15 protein-coding genes are annotated in these 15,775 nt (G+C 30.5%); 10 read left to right on the top strand and 5 right to left on the bottom strand.

Going from position 1 to position 15,775, the window contains the following annotated elements; translation table 11 throughout:
• The first annotated feature begins 58 nt into the window (after positions 1-58).
• The gene (gene fumC / locus LPC11_RS05015; protein WP_023373062.1) at positions 59-1,444 is read left to right on the top strand and encodes a class II fumarate hydratase; all 1,386 of its coding nucleotides are present in this window, start codon (positions 59-61) and stop codon (positions 1,442-1,444) included.
• A 58-nt stretch (positions 1,445-1,502) separates the two neighbouring features.
• Here the strand turns inward: fumC and LPC11_RS05020 are convergent, their stop codons facing one another.
• Positions 1,503-2,333, bottom strand: a complete 831-nt coding sequence (locus LPC11_RS05020; RefSeq protein WP_023373060.1) for an RluA family pseudouridine synthase — start codon at positions 2,331-2,333, stop codon at positions 1,503-1,505.
• A 177-nt stretch (positions 2,334-2,510) separates the two neighbouring features.
• On the opposite strand from LPC11_RS05020, the gene LPC11_RS05025 reads away from it, so the two are divergent.
• The 9 genes from LPC11_RS05025 to LPC11_RS05065 all read left to right on the top strand — a co-directional run bounded on the left by LPC11_RS05025 (position 2,511) and on the right by LPC11_RS05065 (position 12,783).
• Positions 2,511-3,623, top strand: a complete 1,113-nt coding sequence (locus LPC11_RS05025; protein ID WP_023373058.1) for a GAF domain-containing sensor histidine kinase — start codon at positions 2,511-2,513, stop codon at positions 3,621-3,623.
• A 20-nt stretch (positions 3,624-3,643) separates the two neighbouring features.
• Positions 3,644-4,267 carry a response regulator gene (locus tag LPC11_RS05030; protein WP_023373056.1) on the top strand — a complete coding sequence of 208 codons (624 nt, stop codon included), beginning with the start codon at positions 3,644-3,646 and terminating at the stop codon, positions 4,265-4,267.
• Positions 4,268-4,517: 250 nt separating this feature from the next.
• On the top strand, positions 4,518-4,982 hold the full coding sequence (gene xdrA / locus LPC11_RS05035) for an XRE family transcriptional regulator XdrA (protein ID WP_002452105.1): 465 nt from the start codon (positions 4,518-4,520) through the stop codon (positions 4,980-4,982).
• Between the two features lie 271 nt (positions 4,983-5,253).
• Positions 5,254-6,384: a DUF445 domain-containing protein gene (locus LPC11_RS05040; protein ID WP_023373054.1), complete on the top strand. Its 1,131-nt coding sequence runs from the start codon at positions 5,254-5,256 to the stop codon at positions 6,382-6,384.
• 69 nt (positions 6,385-6,453) lie between these two features.
• Positions 6,454-6,798, top strand: coding sequence for a YlbF/YmcA family competence regulator (locus tag LPC11_RS05045; protein ID WP_002452107.1), 345 nt, complete (start codon positions 6,454-6,456; stop codon positions 6,796-6,798).
• Between the two features lie 244 nt (positions 6,799-7,042).
• Positions 7,043-8,239: a metallophosphoesterase family protein gene (locus tag LPC11_RS05050; protein WP_023373052.1), complete on the top strand. Its 1,197-nt coding sequence runs from the start codon at positions 7,043-7,045 to the stop codon at positions 8,237-8,239.
• Positions 8,229-11,162 carry an ATP-binding protein gene (locus LPC11_RS05055; RefSeq protein WP_107566521.1) on the top strand — a complete coding sequence of 978 codons (2,934 nt, stop codon included), beginning with the start codon at positions 8,229-8,231 and terminating at the stop codon, positions 11,160-11,162. The genes LPC11_RS05050 and LPC11_RS05055 overlap by 11 nt, the downstream gene beginning before the upstream one ends.
• On the top strand, positions 11,162-12,103 hold the full coding sequence (gene yhaM, locus LPC11_RS05060) for a 3'-5' exoribonuclease YhaM (protein ID WP_023373048.1): 942 nt from the start codon (positions 11,162-11,164) through the stop codon (positions 12,101-12,103). Before LPC11_RS05055 ends, yhaM begins: the two co-directional genes overlap by 1 nt.
• Positions 12,104-12,687: 584 nt before the next feature.
• Positions 12,688-12,783, top strand: coding sequence for a type I toxin-antitoxin system Fst family toxin (locus LPC11_RS05065; protein ID WP_015364873.1), 96 nt, complete (start codon positions 12,688-12,690; stop codon positions 12,781-12,783).
• A gap of 151 nt (positions 12,784-12,934) precedes the next feature.
• Here the strand turns inward: LPC11_RS05065 and prsA are convergent, their stop codons facing one another.
• From prsA to LPC11_RS05085, 4 genes are all read right to left on the bottom strand, one after another.
• Complete coding sequence (gene prsA, locus LPC11_RS05070) at positions 12,935-13,927, bottom strand: peptidylprolyl isomerase PrsA (RefSeq protein WP_002466825.1); 993 nt, start codon at positions 13,925-13,927, stop codon at positions 12,935-12,937.
• A 177-nt stretch (positions 13,928-14,104) separates the two neighbouring features.
• Positions 14,105-14,662, bottom strand: coding sequence for a DUF3267 domain-containing protein (locus LPC11_RS05075; RefSeq protein ID WP_023373046.1), 558 nt, complete (start codon positions 14,660-14,662; stop codon positions 14,105-14,107).
• Positions 14,663-14,850: 188 nt separating this feature from the next.
• The gene (locus LPC11_RS05080) at positions 14,851-15,222 is read right to left on the bottom strand and encodes a YtxH domain-containing protein (RefSeq protein ID WP_002452114.1); all 372 of its coding nucleotides are present in this window, start codon (positions 15,220-15,222) and stop codon (positions 14,851-14,853) included.
• 77 nt (positions 15,223-15,299) lie between these two features.
• Positions 15,300-15,725 (bottom strand): HIT family protein, encoded by a 426-nt coding sequence (locus LPC11_RS05085; RefSeq protein WP_023373044.1) that lies wholly within the window; start codon positions 15,723-15,725, stop codon positions 15,300-15,302.
• Positions 15,726-15,775: the final 50 nt, after the last annotated feature.

Consider the following 15,775-nt stretch of genomic DNA (forward strand, 5'->3'; position numbering starts at 1 on the left):
ATGACAAATTGAATAGTGATATACTAGGATTAAACAATGATAATAAGGGGAGAATAAAATGTCAGTACGTATTGAACATGATACATTTGGAGAAATTGAAGTACCTGCAGATAAATATTGGGGTGCTCAAACAGAAAGAAGTAAAAGAAACTTCCCAGTAGGTAAAGAGAAAATGCCTATTGAAGTCGTATATGGATTCGCACAACTTAAAAGAGGTGCTGCATTAGCTAATAACGAATTAGGAAAATTAAGCGATGCTAAAAAAGATGCTATCGTATATGCTTGTGATAAAATTTTAAATGGTGAATTGGATGAACATTTCCCACTAGTTGTATGGCAAACAGGAAGCGGTACACAAAGTAATATGAACGTGAATGAAGTGGTTAGTTATGTAGCAAATGAATATTTAAAAGAACAAAAAAGTGATGAGTCAATCCATCCAAATGATGATGTAAATAAATCTCAAAGTTCTAATGACACATTTCCAACAGCGATGCACGTTGCACTATATCACGAAGTTGAAACTAAATTAGAACCAGCGTTAAAACATTTACGCCAAACTTTTAAACAAAAAGAGGATGAATTTGAATCTATTATCAAAATTGGTCGTACACATTTACAAGATGCTACACCAATTAAATTAGGCCAAGAAATTAGTGGTTGGCGTTATATGTTAGATAGATGTGAAACATTATTAAATGAGTCTAAAAAGCATATTCTCAACTTAGCGATTGGTGGTACTGCAGTAGGTACAGGAATCAATGCCCATCCAGAGTTTGGTGACAAAGTTGCTAAATTTATCTCAGAAAATACAGGTTATGCGTTTGTATCATCAGAAAACAAATTCCATGCATTAACTGCACATGATGAAGTTGTTCAATTGCATGGTACATTAAAAGCACTAGCTGGCGATTTAATGAAAATTGCTAATGATGTAAGATGGTTAGCTTCTGGTCCAAGAGCAGGTTTAGCTGAAATCTCGATTCCTGAAAATGAACCGGGTTCTTCAATTATGCCAGGTAAAGTTAATCCAACACAATGTGAAATGTTAACAATGGTAGCAGTGCAAGTGATGGGTAATGACACTGCAGTAGGTATCGCAAGTTCACAAGGTAACTTTGAATTAAATGTATTTAAACCAGTTATTTTACACAATACATTACAATCTATATACTTATTAGCAGATGGTATGGAAACATTTAATAAAAACTGTGCTGTAGGTATTGAACCTATTGAGGAAAATATTGATAATTACTTAAATCAATCATTAATGCTTGTTACTGCTTTAAATCCTCATATTGGATATGAGAAAGCAGCACAAATAGCTAAAAAGGCGCATAAAGAAGGCTTAACTCTTAAAGAATCAGCTATTCAATCTGGTTATGTAACTGAAGAACAATTTGAAGAATGGATTAAGCCAGAAGATATGGTAGATCCTCATTAGAAACAATATAATAATTAAAAGCTAGGAAGATTAAATTGTATTAATCTTCCTAGCTTTTTTATGAAATATCATCATCTAAACTAACTGATATCCATTCTTTAGTTAATGGATGTTCTAATTCGATTTTATAACTGTGCAATTCTAATTGTCTTAATGTTGAATCTCCATATAATGGATCACCAATTACAGGGTGTCCGATTTCTGCTAGATGTACACGAATTTGGTGTGTGCGTCCAGTATCTAATTTTATTTCTAACTCACATACATTTTCTTTAATCATATTTGACGATAGAATATGTGTGATCGCACGTTGACCTGTATTAGATATACGTTTTTTATTTGGATGAAACTTATCTTTACCAATTGGTTTATCAATTGTTTGTGGTTTGATTGGTAATAAAGCTTTAACATGTGCTTTATAGATACGGGTGATATCATTTTCTTCTAGCATTCTATCTAATATCTTTTTCATTAATGGATTTTTTGCCACAATTAATAAACCTACAGTTTCTTGGTCTAATCGATGTATGGGTTCTACATAATCGCTATCAATAGTGTAAATAAGATGATTCATTAGCGTATTACTTTCTTTTAAATCATTTGGATGTGTTTTGACACCTTTAGGTTTTAAAACAATCGCAAAGTCATCATTTTCATAATAAACTTGTGCATAACGATAACTTGGTAAGTAATTACTTTTTTCTTCCGGTGTAGGTATAAATACTTCATCGCCAGTATTTACCTTATCAGATAAACGACTTGTTTGTTTATTAATAGTAATATCCTTAGACATATTTAATAAGTGTAAGTCTTTTTTAGGTAACTTTAAATCTTGGAAAATCTCTCTCAATGTATATTGATCATAATTTTCAGGTATTGTAAATTTCATAAAATCCTCCTATAGTTACTTTTAATCATATCACAAAATATATTATTGCAATATAAAATTAAAATAATTAGCAGCCTTTGAATCGCCGTCATTGTACATTATGGCATTGAGCGGTTTTTTTATATTACATGAAACGGTATAATAGAATAGATATTCGAAATATTTTTGGAGGTAATTATGGAAAAACCAACACGTATCGCTCTCCTTAAAGAAATTGCAGAATTTTTGAATGAAGAAACAGAAATTTACAGTATGATGCAAGGAGCAATTCAATATTTGATTGAAGGAAGTGACTTTACAACGGGTTGGATTTTCTTTATCAATCAATCTGGAAACCACGAATTAGTCTCTAGTGTGAACTTACCAGGAGCACTATCTAAAAATCAATGTCACTATATGACTGATGGGTCTTGTTGGTGTGTACGTGCTTATCAAAATGAAAAACTGACGAAAGCCTCTAATATCATTAATTGTTCAAGAATTAATTTGGCAAATCGAGCGCATCATGAGGAAACAGACGGTATTACACATCACGCAACAGTGCCACTGAGATCTGGTGAAGAACAATTTGGATTATTAAATGTTGCAACACCAAACAAAAGTCATTATAGCCAGGAAGATTTGGCATTGTTAGAATCAGTGGCCTTTCAAATTGGTTCAGCAATCAAGCGAATCATGTTAACCGATAAAGAAAAGGAAAATGCACGAATTAATGAAAGAAACAGGTTAGCTAGAGATTTACATGATTCGGTAAACCAAATGTTATTTTCATTAAAATTAACTGCACATGCTGCCTACGGTATTTCAAACGAAGAGATGTCAAAAAAGGCCTTTAAAACTATAGAGGAAACAAGTCAAAATGCAGTTAATGAAATGCGTGCACTTATATGGCAATTAAAACCTGTTGGATTAGAGCAAGGTATGTTACATGCGTTAAACCATTATAGTGAATTGTTACAGTTAAATTTAAACGTTCATGTGGATGGATTGATTGATGTAACAAATGTCATAGAAGAAAATGTATATCGTATGGTTCAAGAATGTCTGAACAATGTTAGAAAGCATGCGCAAACGAATGAAGTAACTTTAACTTTAAAACAAACAAATGAAAAACTTTATGTGATTGTTCAAGACGAGGGAAAAGGATTTGACAATGAAAAGAAAATGTCCGATACGGCGAATGGTTTAAAACACTTACAACAACGCACTGATATATTAAAAGGACAATTACGTATCTATTCAAAGCCATCAAAAGGTACTCGTATTGAAATAGAAATACCATTGAACTGATTATTTAAAGGAGTATAGCGATGAAGAAAATCATATTAGTCGATGATCATCATATTGTCAGACAAGGCTTAGAATTTTTATTATCTACTGTAGAAGATATTGAGGTTGTACAGGGGTTTGCTGAAGGTAAATTGTTTTTAGATTACCTTGAAGATAATGAACAACCAGATATCGTGTTATTGGATTTAGTTATGCCAGATATGAATGGTATTGAAATAACGGAGTATTTAAAAAATAACTATCCTGACATTAAAATTCTGGTATTAACAAGTTATGTTGATGATGAACATGTCATTTCTGCTATAGAAAAAGGTGCTGATGGCTATGAAATGAAAGACGTAGAACCACAGAAACTGATTGAAACGATTCATAATGTAATTGATGGGAAGAAAATTATACATCCCGACGCAAAACACGTTATAGATTCTATGAGTTCAAAACCACATTTTACAAATAAATTATCTAAAAGAGAAACAGAAGTACTTAAAGAAATGGTCAAAGGAAAAACTAATAAAGAAATTGCTAATACATTATTTGTATCTGAAAAAACTATTAAAACACACGTGAGTCATATATTCAGTAAATTGCAGGTGAGTGATCGTACACAAGCTGCAATTTATGCTATGGAAAATAAACTGATATAATTAAAAAAGCTAACTAAAGTAATAATTACGCTCAATTTATGATGGTAAAATAACTAAATATTTACAAATAATGTTAAAAATTTAAGTATTTTGATAATTTTGCCTTTAATAAAAATGAGCTTAAAACGAAATTGACTCTTTTATTTTCATTAAAAATATATTAAGATGTAATTTGTGTTTCAAGAAATGTGTATAATTGCAATTTCTTGTGTCCGGATATAAATTCTCTTCAAGAAAGGTAGATAATAGAATGGATAGACAGAGTTTTACAGATTTAATTCAAACAAAATTTAAAATGGTTCGTATAGAAGCAGGATATACACAAGATACTATGGCTCAAACTATTGGGCTTTCAAAGAAAACGTTAGTTCAAATTGAAAAAGAACGTGTATTACCAAATTGGACAACATGTGTTTCAATTTGTGCATTATTTAGAGATTCAGATGTTTTAAATAGCACGTTTGGTTGTGATCCATTAGAAATCGTCCAAACTATTTCTAGAAATCATTGTGCATATCCAAATCACTCAACAACTAGTGATATTTATTGGAATACAATTGAAACTAGAAGCGGTTATATTTTACAAAGTAATAAAGTTAGCAATATTTACCGTGTATTAAATCCTGAAAAACAACCTATTTTCGGTACTTCTAAAATGAGAGAAGCAGAAACTTATTTCAATAGAAATGCGAAAGAAGAATTAGTTCATATTTAATTTTTTCTCAAATAAGTGATAGTAGAATCGTAAAATGATTTAATCACTTATTTTTATTAACATAGAAGATGTTTTAGTTATTAACTATACATATTAGCCTAGGCCGTCTACAAATGATGACTTAGGCTTTTATTTTATTATGGGTTATTTAAAGAGGTATTTTAAGTTGAAAGATATATGAAAAAGTTTTATAAGTTTAAACTAACGAAACTTAGCGAAATTAAATGCTATAATAAATCATGATTTTTATATTTTGAAGGGAGTCTATGTCATGCACGCTTTGTTAATCATTTTGTTTATGATGGTGGTTGGCGCCGTTATTGGTGGGGTAACTAACGTCATAGCTATCAAAATGTTATTTCACCCATTCAATCCATATTATATTTTTAAGATAAGAATTCCATTCACACCTGGTTTAATTCCGAAAAGAAGAGATGAAATTGCAAATAAGATTGGTCAAGTTATAGAAGAACATTTACTTACAGAAGAGCTCATGAGACAAAAATTAAATGATGGAAAAGCTAAAGGTGCGATTAACGATATTATTTTAAAACAGATACAACAACTGAAATCAGATGATATGACTATTCACCATATTGCAGAAAAAGTAAATGTTAATATCGATTATTTTATAGAACACCAACTTCATGAAGAAGTAGAATCGATTTTAATGAATTATTATAGAGCGCATCAACAATCTGCAGTTAATAATGTATTACCACAAGAATTGATTGAGCTAATTCAAGATAGACTCAATGATGTTGGTGATTTGATTTGTGAACGTGCACGAGTATATTTATCTTCTCCAAAAGGAACACAAGACATTAATGATATGTTAGAAACATTCTTTTATGAAAAGGGGAAAATTGTAGGTTTATTACAAATGTTCATGACACGAGAGAGTATTGCTGATCGAATACAACAAGAATTAATTCGTTTAACAAATCATCCCAAAGCCAAATCAATTATTGATCAAGTCATACAAAATGAATTTGAAACATTCAAAAATAAGCAACTAGGTGAATTAGTATCAGATGAACAGTTTGAAAACATTGCTACAACTGCAACGTCATTAATGATTACGCAATTTAATTTACATGATCAAATTAGAAAACCTATTAATGAATTGTCACCTAAGTTTATTTATTACTTAGAAAATGAGTTATCTGACAAACTGACCAACATCATTATTCATCAATTATCTAGTAACTTAACAATGATCATGCATAAAATTAATTTAAGACAACTTGTTGAAGATCAAATCAATACCTTTGATTTAGACTATATTGAAAAAATCATTATCGATATTGCTAATAAAGAATTAAAATTAATCATGTCTTTAGGTTTTATACTTGGTGGTATTATAGGAATTTTCCAAGGTATAGTCGCAATCTTTGTCTAACTAAATGATATGTGTTACATTTATTAAGAGTGTTGAAACACAAATTAACTCAAAGGAGTGCAGTGAACAATGGCAGTAAATTTATATGATTATGCAAATCAATTAGAGCAAGCATTAAGAGATAGTGATGAATACAAAGCTATTAAAGATGCTTATGCTAAAGTAAAAGATAACGAAGAATCAAAAAAATTATTTGATGAATTCCGTGAAACTCAAATGAATTTCCAACAAAAACAAATGCAAGGTGAAGAAATTCCTGAGGAAGACTTACAAAAAGCTCAAGAACAAGCACAAGCAATTGAAAAAGATGAAAACATCTCTTCATTAATGCAAGCTGAACAAAAAATGAGCCAAGTATTCCAAGAAATTAACCAAATCATCGTTAAACCTTTAGATGAAATTTATGCTGACTAAGAGTTAGTCATTTTTTCAAAGCTACAGTACTTATTTAAGTGCTGTAGCTTTTTTATGTTATTGATGAATAACTATGTTCAACATCGACTCTTATGTTTCACATATGGTAAAATGATTAGATATAAAGGAATATTGTGACTGAATTTTTATTCGATAATTAGAATAAGAAATGTATCTTTATTATGTTAAATACATTTTAATTGTCTACAGTCATAAAGTGTCTTTAATAAGGAGAATAGAGCTTATGGTTAAATTTATACATTGTGCGGATTTACATTTAGACAGTCCTTTTAAATCTAAAAGTCATTTGAGTCCCAACATATTTGAGGATGTTCAAAAAAGTGCATATGAAAGTTTTCAACATATTGTTGATTTAGCATTAGAAAAAGAAGTAGATTTTATCATCATTGCTGGTGATTTATTCGATAAAGAAAATCGAACGTTAAGAGCTGAGGTGTTTTTAAAAGAGCAATTCGAACGATTAGAAAAAGAACAAATTTTCGTATACATTTGTCATGGTAATCATGATCCGTTATCTACAAAGATATCTTCAAATTGGCCTAAAAATGTTTCTGTATTTTCAAATCAAGTAGAAACGTATCAAGCAATAACTAAAGATGGAGAAACCATTTTTATACATGGATTTAGTTACCAAAATGATGCGAGTTATGAGAATAAAATTGATAGCTTTCCATCTAGTCAAGGGCAACAAGGTATACATATAGGTGTGTTACATGGTACTTATAGTAAGTCATCTGTTAAAGATAGATATACTGAATTTAGACTAGAAGATTTAAATAGTAAATTGTATCATTATTGGGCTTTGGGTCACATACATGAAAGACAACAATTAAGTGACTTACCTGTTATTAATTATGCTGGTAATATTCAAGGGCGACACTTTAACGAAAAAGGTGAAAAAGGTTGTTTACTGATCCAAGGGGATAATTTAAAACTAACTACGCAATTCTATCCGACACAATCTATTAAATTTGAAGAAGCGACAATTGAAACTTCAGAAACGACTAAACAAGGCTTGTATGAAGCCATTCAGTCATTTAAAGATAAAGTACGAGAAGAAGGAAAAGCATTTTACCGATTAAATGTCATTATCGATAGTGAAGCAACGATGTCACCTCAAGATATATTACAAGTCGAAGAAATGATTACTGACTATGAAGAAAATGAAAAGGATTTTGTATTTATTGAGGATTTAAATTTACAATATAAAACGAATGACGAGTCGCCTTTAGTAAATGAATTTTCAAATGATTTATTAAATGATAGAACAGTCTTCGATAAAGCAATGTCAGATTTATATTTAAATCCACGCGCTTCTAAATATTTAGATGACTATACAACATTTGATAAAACAGATCTAGTCAATCATGCTGAAGACTTATTAAAGGCAGACATGAGAGGTGAACAAAATGATAATTAAATCACTTGAGATATATGGCTATGGACAATTTGTTCAACGAAATATTGAGTTTAACCAATCATTTACTGAAATTTTTGGTGAAAATGAAGCTGGGAAATCAACGATCCAGGCTTTCATCCATTCTATATTGTTTGGATTTCCAACTAAGAAGTCTAAAGAGCCGCGTTTAGAACCAAGATTAGGTAATCAATATGGTGGTAAATTGACACTTCAATTAGACGATGGAAATGTCGTTGAAGTTGAACGTATTAAAGGTAGTGCCCAAGGTGATGTTAAAGTATACCTAGAAGATGGCAGCGTTCGAGATGAAGAATGGTTACAAAAGAAATTGAATTATATATCTAAAAAAACATACCAAGGTATATTTTCTTTTGACGTCTTAGGCTTGCAAGATATTCATCGTAATTTAGACGAAAAACAGTTACAAGACTATTTGCTCGAAGCGGGCGCTTTAGGATCTACTGAATTTACAAGCATGAGAGATACGATTAGTCAGAAAAAGGACGAATTGTATAAAAAGTCGGGTAAAAATCCAATCATTAATCAACAAGTTGATCAGTTAAAACAATTAGAAGCACAAATTCGTGAGGAAGAAGCAAAACTTGATACTTATCATAGATTGGTTGATGAAAAGGATAAATCTTCACGACGCCTTGATAATATTAAACAAAACTTGAACCAACTTTCTAAAATGCATGAAGAAAAACAAAAAGAAGTAGCTTTACATGATCAAACACAAGAGTGGAAACAATTAGAACATGCGCTCAATGTTGAACCATTACATTTCCCTGAAAAAGGGATTGATCGTTATGAAGCTGCAAATGCACAAAGACAATCATTGATCAGAGACATCAGTTTAAGAGAACAGCAATTGTCTCACATCAAACAAGATAATGAATCTGTAGAACCTGCTAAGCAGTCTGATATCGATGCTTTTAATAGTTTATATCAACAAGAAAATGAGATTAAACAAAAAGAGTATGAATTACGATCTATAGAAAAAGAAATTTCTGATAAACAACGTGATAAAGAAAGTATGCAATCGAATATCGGCTGGAATGAAACTTATCATGATGTTGATAGTTCAGAAGCAATGAAGAGTCATATTAGTGATCAAATTAAAAACAAGCAAGAACAAGTGGCTTATATTCAACAATTAGAACGTAGCATTGAAGATAATAAAATTGAACAAAACGCAAATAGCAATGAATTAGATCAATTAGAAAATCTACTTGTTCCAGAAGAAACGTTTGAAAAGAAAAAAGAGCACAAACAACAAATTGTTGAATTAAACGAGAAAGAAAACCTATATGAAAAATTAAAAGAAACATTTGAAATTGAACAAGAGCGTAAAAACAAACGCCAAAAAATGTTGCGTATGGTATTTATTTTACTAGCAATAGTTGGCGCAGCGTTGACCGTTTTTGCATTTTTAACGCAAAACATGATTTTTGGAATTATATTTGCAGTATTAACAGTTGTGTTTGTCATCGGCATATTCTTAGTGAAATCTAAGGAAGTAGATTATAGTGAAACAATCACACAAGAAATTGACGATTTAGAAAACCAATTAGAAGTTTTAGAAAGTCAATATGATTTAGACTTTGATTTAGACGAACAACAACGTACTCGTGATCATTGGCAACATGCATTAAAAAATAAAGACGTTCTAGATGAAAAATCAATTTACATGAACAATGCATTATCTAAGGCAGAACAACGTTTAAATGATATCAATCATAATTTAGAAGTTGCGAAACAAGAGTTACATCTTTCACCTAAAATAGCAGATAGCCTTATTGTTGAAAGTATTGGCACAATGGGACAAATCAAATCAAACGACCAGTATATTGATGAATTAAACGCTAAACGTCATCAAATAGTAAAAGATTTAGACGCGTTTTATAATCATGCAGAAGCAGTGACACAATCACAATTTACTTATTTTAACAAAATGTCGTTCTTCCATGATGTGAAACAATGGCTTAAGAATGCTGAGGATAGTAATGAAAAATGGCATAAAAATACTGAACAAAGTAAATTATTAAATGATGAGTTATCACAGTTACGAAGACACTTAGACGACAATAATCAAACGATTAACGAATTATTTAATCATATCGGCGTCTCAACTGAAGAAGAATATTATCAACATCATGAAAAGTATCAAACATATACAAATCAATTGACGCGTTTCAATGATTTAACAAAATATCTTGAAAATCAAAATTACTCATATGATGCTAGTTCACAATTGAGTGATAAAACGACAGCACAGTTAAATGAAGAAAATCAATTATTAGCACAGCAAGTTGATCAATATAATGAACAATATCTTGATATGCAAGCTGAAGTTAGTGATCTCAATGCTCAAATTAATCACATGGAAACAGATACGACATTAACACAATTACGTCATGAGTATCATAGTTTAAAAAATAGAATGAATAGTATAGCTAAAGATTGGGCAAGTTTAAGTTACTTACAAAGTTTAGTAGATGAACATATCAAACAAATCAAAGATAAACGTTTACCACAGGTGATTAATGAAGCTATTCTTATATTCACAAATCTTACTAATGGTGCTTATACTAATATTTATTATTCAGAAGAAGCCATTCAAGTTAAACATGAAAATGGTCAAATGTACCAACCTGTAGAGTTAAGTCAATCTACGAAAGAGTTATTATATGTTGCACTTAGATTGAGCTTGATCAAAGTATTAAAACCTTATTATCCATTCCCAATTATTGTGGATGATGCGTTTGTACACTTTGATAAGGATCGTAAAGAAAGAATGTTAAATTATTTAAGAACATTATCAACGGATCATCAAGTACTATACTTTACATGTACTAATGATAATATTGTTCCAACTAAAGAAATGATTACATTAAATAAATTAGAGAAAGGCGGGAAATAATGAGAAATGTAGAAAAATTAAATCCCGGTGATTCAGTTAATCACTTCTTTTTAATCCACAGAGCAACACAAGGTGTGACAGCTCAAGGTAAAGACTACATGACACTATATTTACAAGACAAAAGTGGAGATATCGAAGCTAAATTATGGACTGCTACGAAGGAAGATATGCAGACATTAAAGCCAGAAGAAATCGTACATGTGAAAGGTGATGTCATTAACTATCGCGGACGTAAACAAATGAAAGTGAATCAAATTCGATTAGCGACACCTGAAGATAATATGAATACACAAGATTTTGTAGATGGTGCACCTATGTCTCCAACTGAAATACAAGAAGCACTTTCACATTATATGTTAGATATTGAGAATGCTAATTTACAACGTATTACAAGACATTTAATTAAAAAGTATCAAGAAAGCTTCTTTACATTTCCAGCTGCTAGTTCACATCATCATAACTTTGCTAGTGGTTTAAGCTATCATGTTTTAACGATGTTAAAAGTTGCTAAATCTATTTGTGATATATATCCACTATTAAATAGAAGTCTCTTATATAGTGCCATCATTTTACATGATCTAGGAAAAGTAAAAGAGTTAAGTGGTCCTGTGGCTACGACGTATACTGTGGAGGGTAATTTATTAGGGCATATTTCTATTGCAAGCGATGAAGTGGCTGAAGCTGCAAAAGAACTTGGCATTGATGGTGAAGAGGTCATGTTATTAAGACATATGATCTTAGCTCATCACGGTAAGTTAGAGTTTGGTTCACCAAAAATGCCACATTTAAAAGAAGCCGAGATTCTATTTTTTATAGATAATATAGATGCTAAAATGAACATGTTTGAAAAAGCATTTAAGAAAACGGATAAAGGTCAATTTACAGAGCGAATTTTTGGTCTTGAAAATAGACAATTCTACAATCCTATACAATTAGATTAATTTGAAAAACAGGTTAGGACATAAATATATTTCAAGTTACATCCATGTTTAGTCTGTAGTTGACTGTAAAGTCATTCTTTTTCTTATAGAAATTAGAATGACTTACACATGTGTATTGACTCATGTGTTCAAATTAAGCTTTAGAGGTATACATGAACTAAAGTTCATGCATAAAACCGTCTAAGTAATCAATTACAAAGACGGTCTAATGTATCAAGCTTTTCATTTCTAGTCATCCTTGCCCGGTGGGACGGGCCCCAAACATATAGAATTTCGAAAAGAAAATCTACAGACAATGCAAGTTGGGGATGGACAACGATAAAGAAATACTTTTTCTTTAGAAATTAGTATTTCTTATGCATGCGTTTCACTCATGTATTCCTATTTTAAAGCACACATTAGCTGTGGCTAATGCGTAAGAACCACTACATCATAAATGATTAGTGGTTCTTTATTATTTCTGTACCTCTCCCTTTTAATTTATTCTATTATCCACGTATTTCAAAAGTGAGTAGAGATGATATAATAATATCGTCGCCTATCTCTCAGGCGTCATTAAGACGATGAGAGGGGGTGTTACTTCCATGACTGAAATCTTTGTTCATATCGCAACTACTGTTATAAGTGGTTGTATCGTTACATTATTTGCGCATTGGCTACGCCATCGTAACGACAAGTAAATAGGCGACATATGTAGCTACACTAAAAAATCCCCTCACTACCGCAAATAGTGAGGGGATTGGTGTTTCCATACTGAAATCTTTGTTACATATATTATAACATGTGTATTTAAGATTGCAAAATGTTACTAGCAACAATGCTAATTACGAATTATGAGCCTGTCATTCCTGGAGCACCTTGTTGCATGCTAGCGCCACCTTGTGATGATTGTTGTTCTTGTTGTTTAATCTTGTCTGGATCTAAAATTGTATCATCAACAGCTTTTTTAATATCTCTATCTTTATAATCTACTTTATATTCATCTAGGATTTCTTTATAAGCATCAGTTAATAATTTAGGATCTTTTTGAATTTTTTGTTCTAAAATTTTAGATTTCAGATTTGATTTTTCTGAGTTAAAGTCAGTTTCTTTGTCAGCTTTAATAATATGGTAACCATAATCGGTTTTGACAACTTTAGAAACTTCGCCTTCTTTTAGTTTAAATAGGGCTTTGTCGAAGCTTTCCATCATTTGTCCTTTTGTTACATAACCAAGGGAACCATCTTTTTTAGCACTAGATTTATCCATAGATTCTTTTTTAGCGATTTCTCCAAATTTACTTGGATCTTTAGAAACTTCTTTTTGAATTTCTTCAGCTTTTTGTTTTGCTTTTTTATCTGATAAGCCTTCTTTATCACTGTCTTTAGATTTTACTTTGATTAAGATATGAGAGGCTTTTTTAGTGTTATCTTTGATTTCTTTGTCAGAAACTTTTATCTTATCATTTAATAATTCTTTCTGATATGCGGATAAACGTTTTTGATCTTTGTAATCATCCATTGACATACCTTGTTGTTTTAAGACACTTTCAAATTGTTCCTTACCACCATATTGCTTTTCTTCTTTTTTAATATCTTTATCAATATCTTTAGTATCTACTTTATCTTTATATTTATCAGCGAGAATTTTATCTAGAGCGATACTGAATGATTTACTAGCAATTTGATCTTTACCAATTTTCTTCATAACATCCTCAACTTTCACATCTCCAGCTTTAGATGATATGAGCGTATTTTCTTTTGAATCTGTCGCATCTGATCCACATGCACCTAGTAAAAGGGCACTTGCTGTTACTGGTATCATGATTTTGTTAAATGCTTTCATATGTTGTTAGCTCCTTTATGTATATAATCAACGTAAATATAACATATATAAGGGAAGGTACCAATTCAAAACCCTCTCTTTAGGACTATAGTACTAGGGAATTTAGAGATTAAAAATAATTACCATAAAAAAACTGTCAGTCAAGATAATAAGTTGACTGACAGTTTATATTTAAACCTATAAAGAAGCTATAAATTTTTCTTTCTTCAAAATGTGTATGCCAGATTGATGTTCTTCAATATAATTTCCATAATTTGAAAACACTAAAATTTTTAAATAAAGTAAATCAAGTACAGAAAACCCAAAATTAAGTGCTAATAGAAACATACAATAATGTCCATATTGCGGAAAATACATACATAAAAAAATAAATAATGTTGATATTAATATAAAAGGTAATATCAAGTTGATACAAAAATAAACTTTATGGATGGGTGTATTTACATAAGTATTAAAATATGGAATCCATTTCTTTCGTGTTAATTTATGAATTCGAAATGATTTGTAAAAGGGTAGGAAAAATAATAAATGAACCCCTTTATGTAATGGATACATAAAAAATATAAGTACAAGCACAATTAAAAAATGTTTATCAGATAATGGCGTGTTACTAAAAAAGTACATGACTTCATAACTAAACAAAAACATTATAATGGTACCAACAATACTCATGAATGCAATTCTAGGGATACCAAATCTTTCATGAATATCAATTTGTCTTGTACATAAAAACATGCAACATGCCTCATTTCTTAGTCAATATATGTATGGTATTATCTATTGAATTATGGATGAAGTCAATAGGTTTTCTATATAAAACAGTCAAACGATGTTATTTAATAGGTGCGCCAATATATTAGAAAACCCTATCCAATATTTGCAATCAATGATTACATTTTTGAATAGGGAATACCATACATAATTTATTTTTCTTTAGAAAATGTATTACTAATTTCTTCGCCACGGTTTTGTAAATTCTCAATGTGAGATTGTAGCTTTTCAATATTAGGGTTAATATCAGACTTGAAGTTACCGATTAATGTTTTAATTTCATCACCGATTGAACTACCAAACTCTGTTCCTTCATTTTTAATTTGTGAACTATAATTTAATATATCATTAAATGATTGTTTCATTGTTTCTAGTTCACGTTGTAACTCTGATTGAGCGCCAGTTGGCTGTCCGCCATCAATAGTGTTATTCTTAACGCTTTGGTCATCACGATTACGCAATGATACTGCGAAACCTGCGGCAACACCTACGCCAATACCAAACAATACGCGTGTTACTTTCATTATAAATCTCCTCACTTTTATATTTCGGATAATTGTATTATTCATCTTATACCCATTTTAATACAAATTAAGCATGATTATTCAAATTGAGCTTGAATTTGAGCAGCAATTTCTTTTTTAGCTTCATCATTTAATGCTTCTTCATGTGTTTCCCACTTATAACCAAAACCATCAATGTCATTTTCATATCTTGGAATTAAATGGAAATGTAAATGGAAAACTGATTGATCCGCGAATTCACCATTATTTTGTATAATGTTTAAACCATCAGGATTAAATGCTTTTTTAATTGCATTAGCTACTTTAGGAAGGGCAACACCAATATGTTTCATTGTTTCTTCATCTGTTTCAAATATATTTGCTGAAGCTTTTTTAGGAATTAAAAGTGTATGACCTTTCGTTACTTGAGAAATATCTAAAAAGGCATAGACATAATCATTTTCATAAATTTTAAAGCTAGGAATTTCACCAGTAATAATTTTACTGAAAATCGTTTCAGACATGTTGATTACACTCCTCTTCTCTTAATCTTAAAATATATTATAGCATTACT

This window comes from Staphylococcus sp. HL28 (assembly GCF_021117155.1).
GTDB lineage: Bacteria > Bacillota > Bacilli > Staphylococcales > Staphylococcaceae > Staphylococcus > Staphylococcus warneri.

Coding starts and splice junctions, on each gene's coding strand:
- LPC11_RS05040 (WP_023373054.1), top strand. CDS start 5,254: ATGCACGCTTTGTTAATCATTTTGTTTATGATGGTGGTTGGCGCCGTT.
- fumC (WP_023373062.1), top strand. CDS start 59: ATGTCAGTACGTATTGAACATGATACATTTGGAGAAATTGAAGTACCT.
- LPC11_RS05050 (WP_023373052.1), top strand. CDS start 7,043: ATGGTTAAATTTATACATTGTGCGGATTTACATTTAGACAGTCCTTTT.
- prsA (WP_002466825.1), bottom strand. CDS start 13,927: ATGAAAGCATTTAACAAAATCATGATACCAGTAACAGCAAGTGCCCTT.
- LPC11_RS05045 (WP_002452107.1), top strand. CDS start 6,454: ATGGCAGTAAATTTATATGATTATGCAAATCAATTAGAGCAAGCATTA.
- LPC11_RS05085 (WP_023373044.1), bottom strand. CDS start 15,725: ATGTCTGAAACGATTTTCAGTAAAATTATTACTGGTGAAATTCCTAGC.
- yhaM (WP_023373048.1), top strand. CDS start 11,162: ATGAGAAATGTAGAAAAATTAAATCCCGGTGATTCAGTTAATCACTTC.
- LPC11_RS05030 (WP_023373056.1), top strand. CDS start 3,644: ATGAAGAAAATCATATTAGTCGATGATCATCATATTGTCAGACAAGGC.
- LPC11_RS05065 (WP_015364873.1), top strand. CDS start 12,688: ATGACTGAAATCTTTGTTCATATCGCAACTACTGTTATAAGTGGTTGT.
- LPC11_RS05080 (WP_002452114.1), bottom strand. CDS start 15,222: ATGAAAGTAACACGCGTATTGTTTGGTATTGGCGTAGGTGTTGCCGCA.
- LPC11_RS05020 (WP_023373060.1), bottom strand. CDS start 2,333: ATGAAATTTACAATACCTGAAAATTATGATCAATATACATTGAGAGAG.
- LPC11_RS05075 (WP_023373046.1), bottom strand. CDS start 14,662: ATGTTTTTATGTACAAGACAAATTGATATTCATGAAAGATTTGGTATC.
- xdrA (WP_002452105.1), top strand. CDS start 4,518: ATGGATAGACAGAGTTTTACAGATTTAATTCAAACAAAATTTAAAATG.
- LPC11_RS05025 (WP_023373058.1), top strand. CDS start 2,511: ATGGAAAAACCAACACGTATCGCTCTCCTTAAAGAAATTGCAGAATTT.
- LPC11_RS05055 (WP_107566521.1), top strand. CDS start 8,229: ATGATAATTAAATCACTTGAGATATATGGCTATGGACAATTTGTTCAA.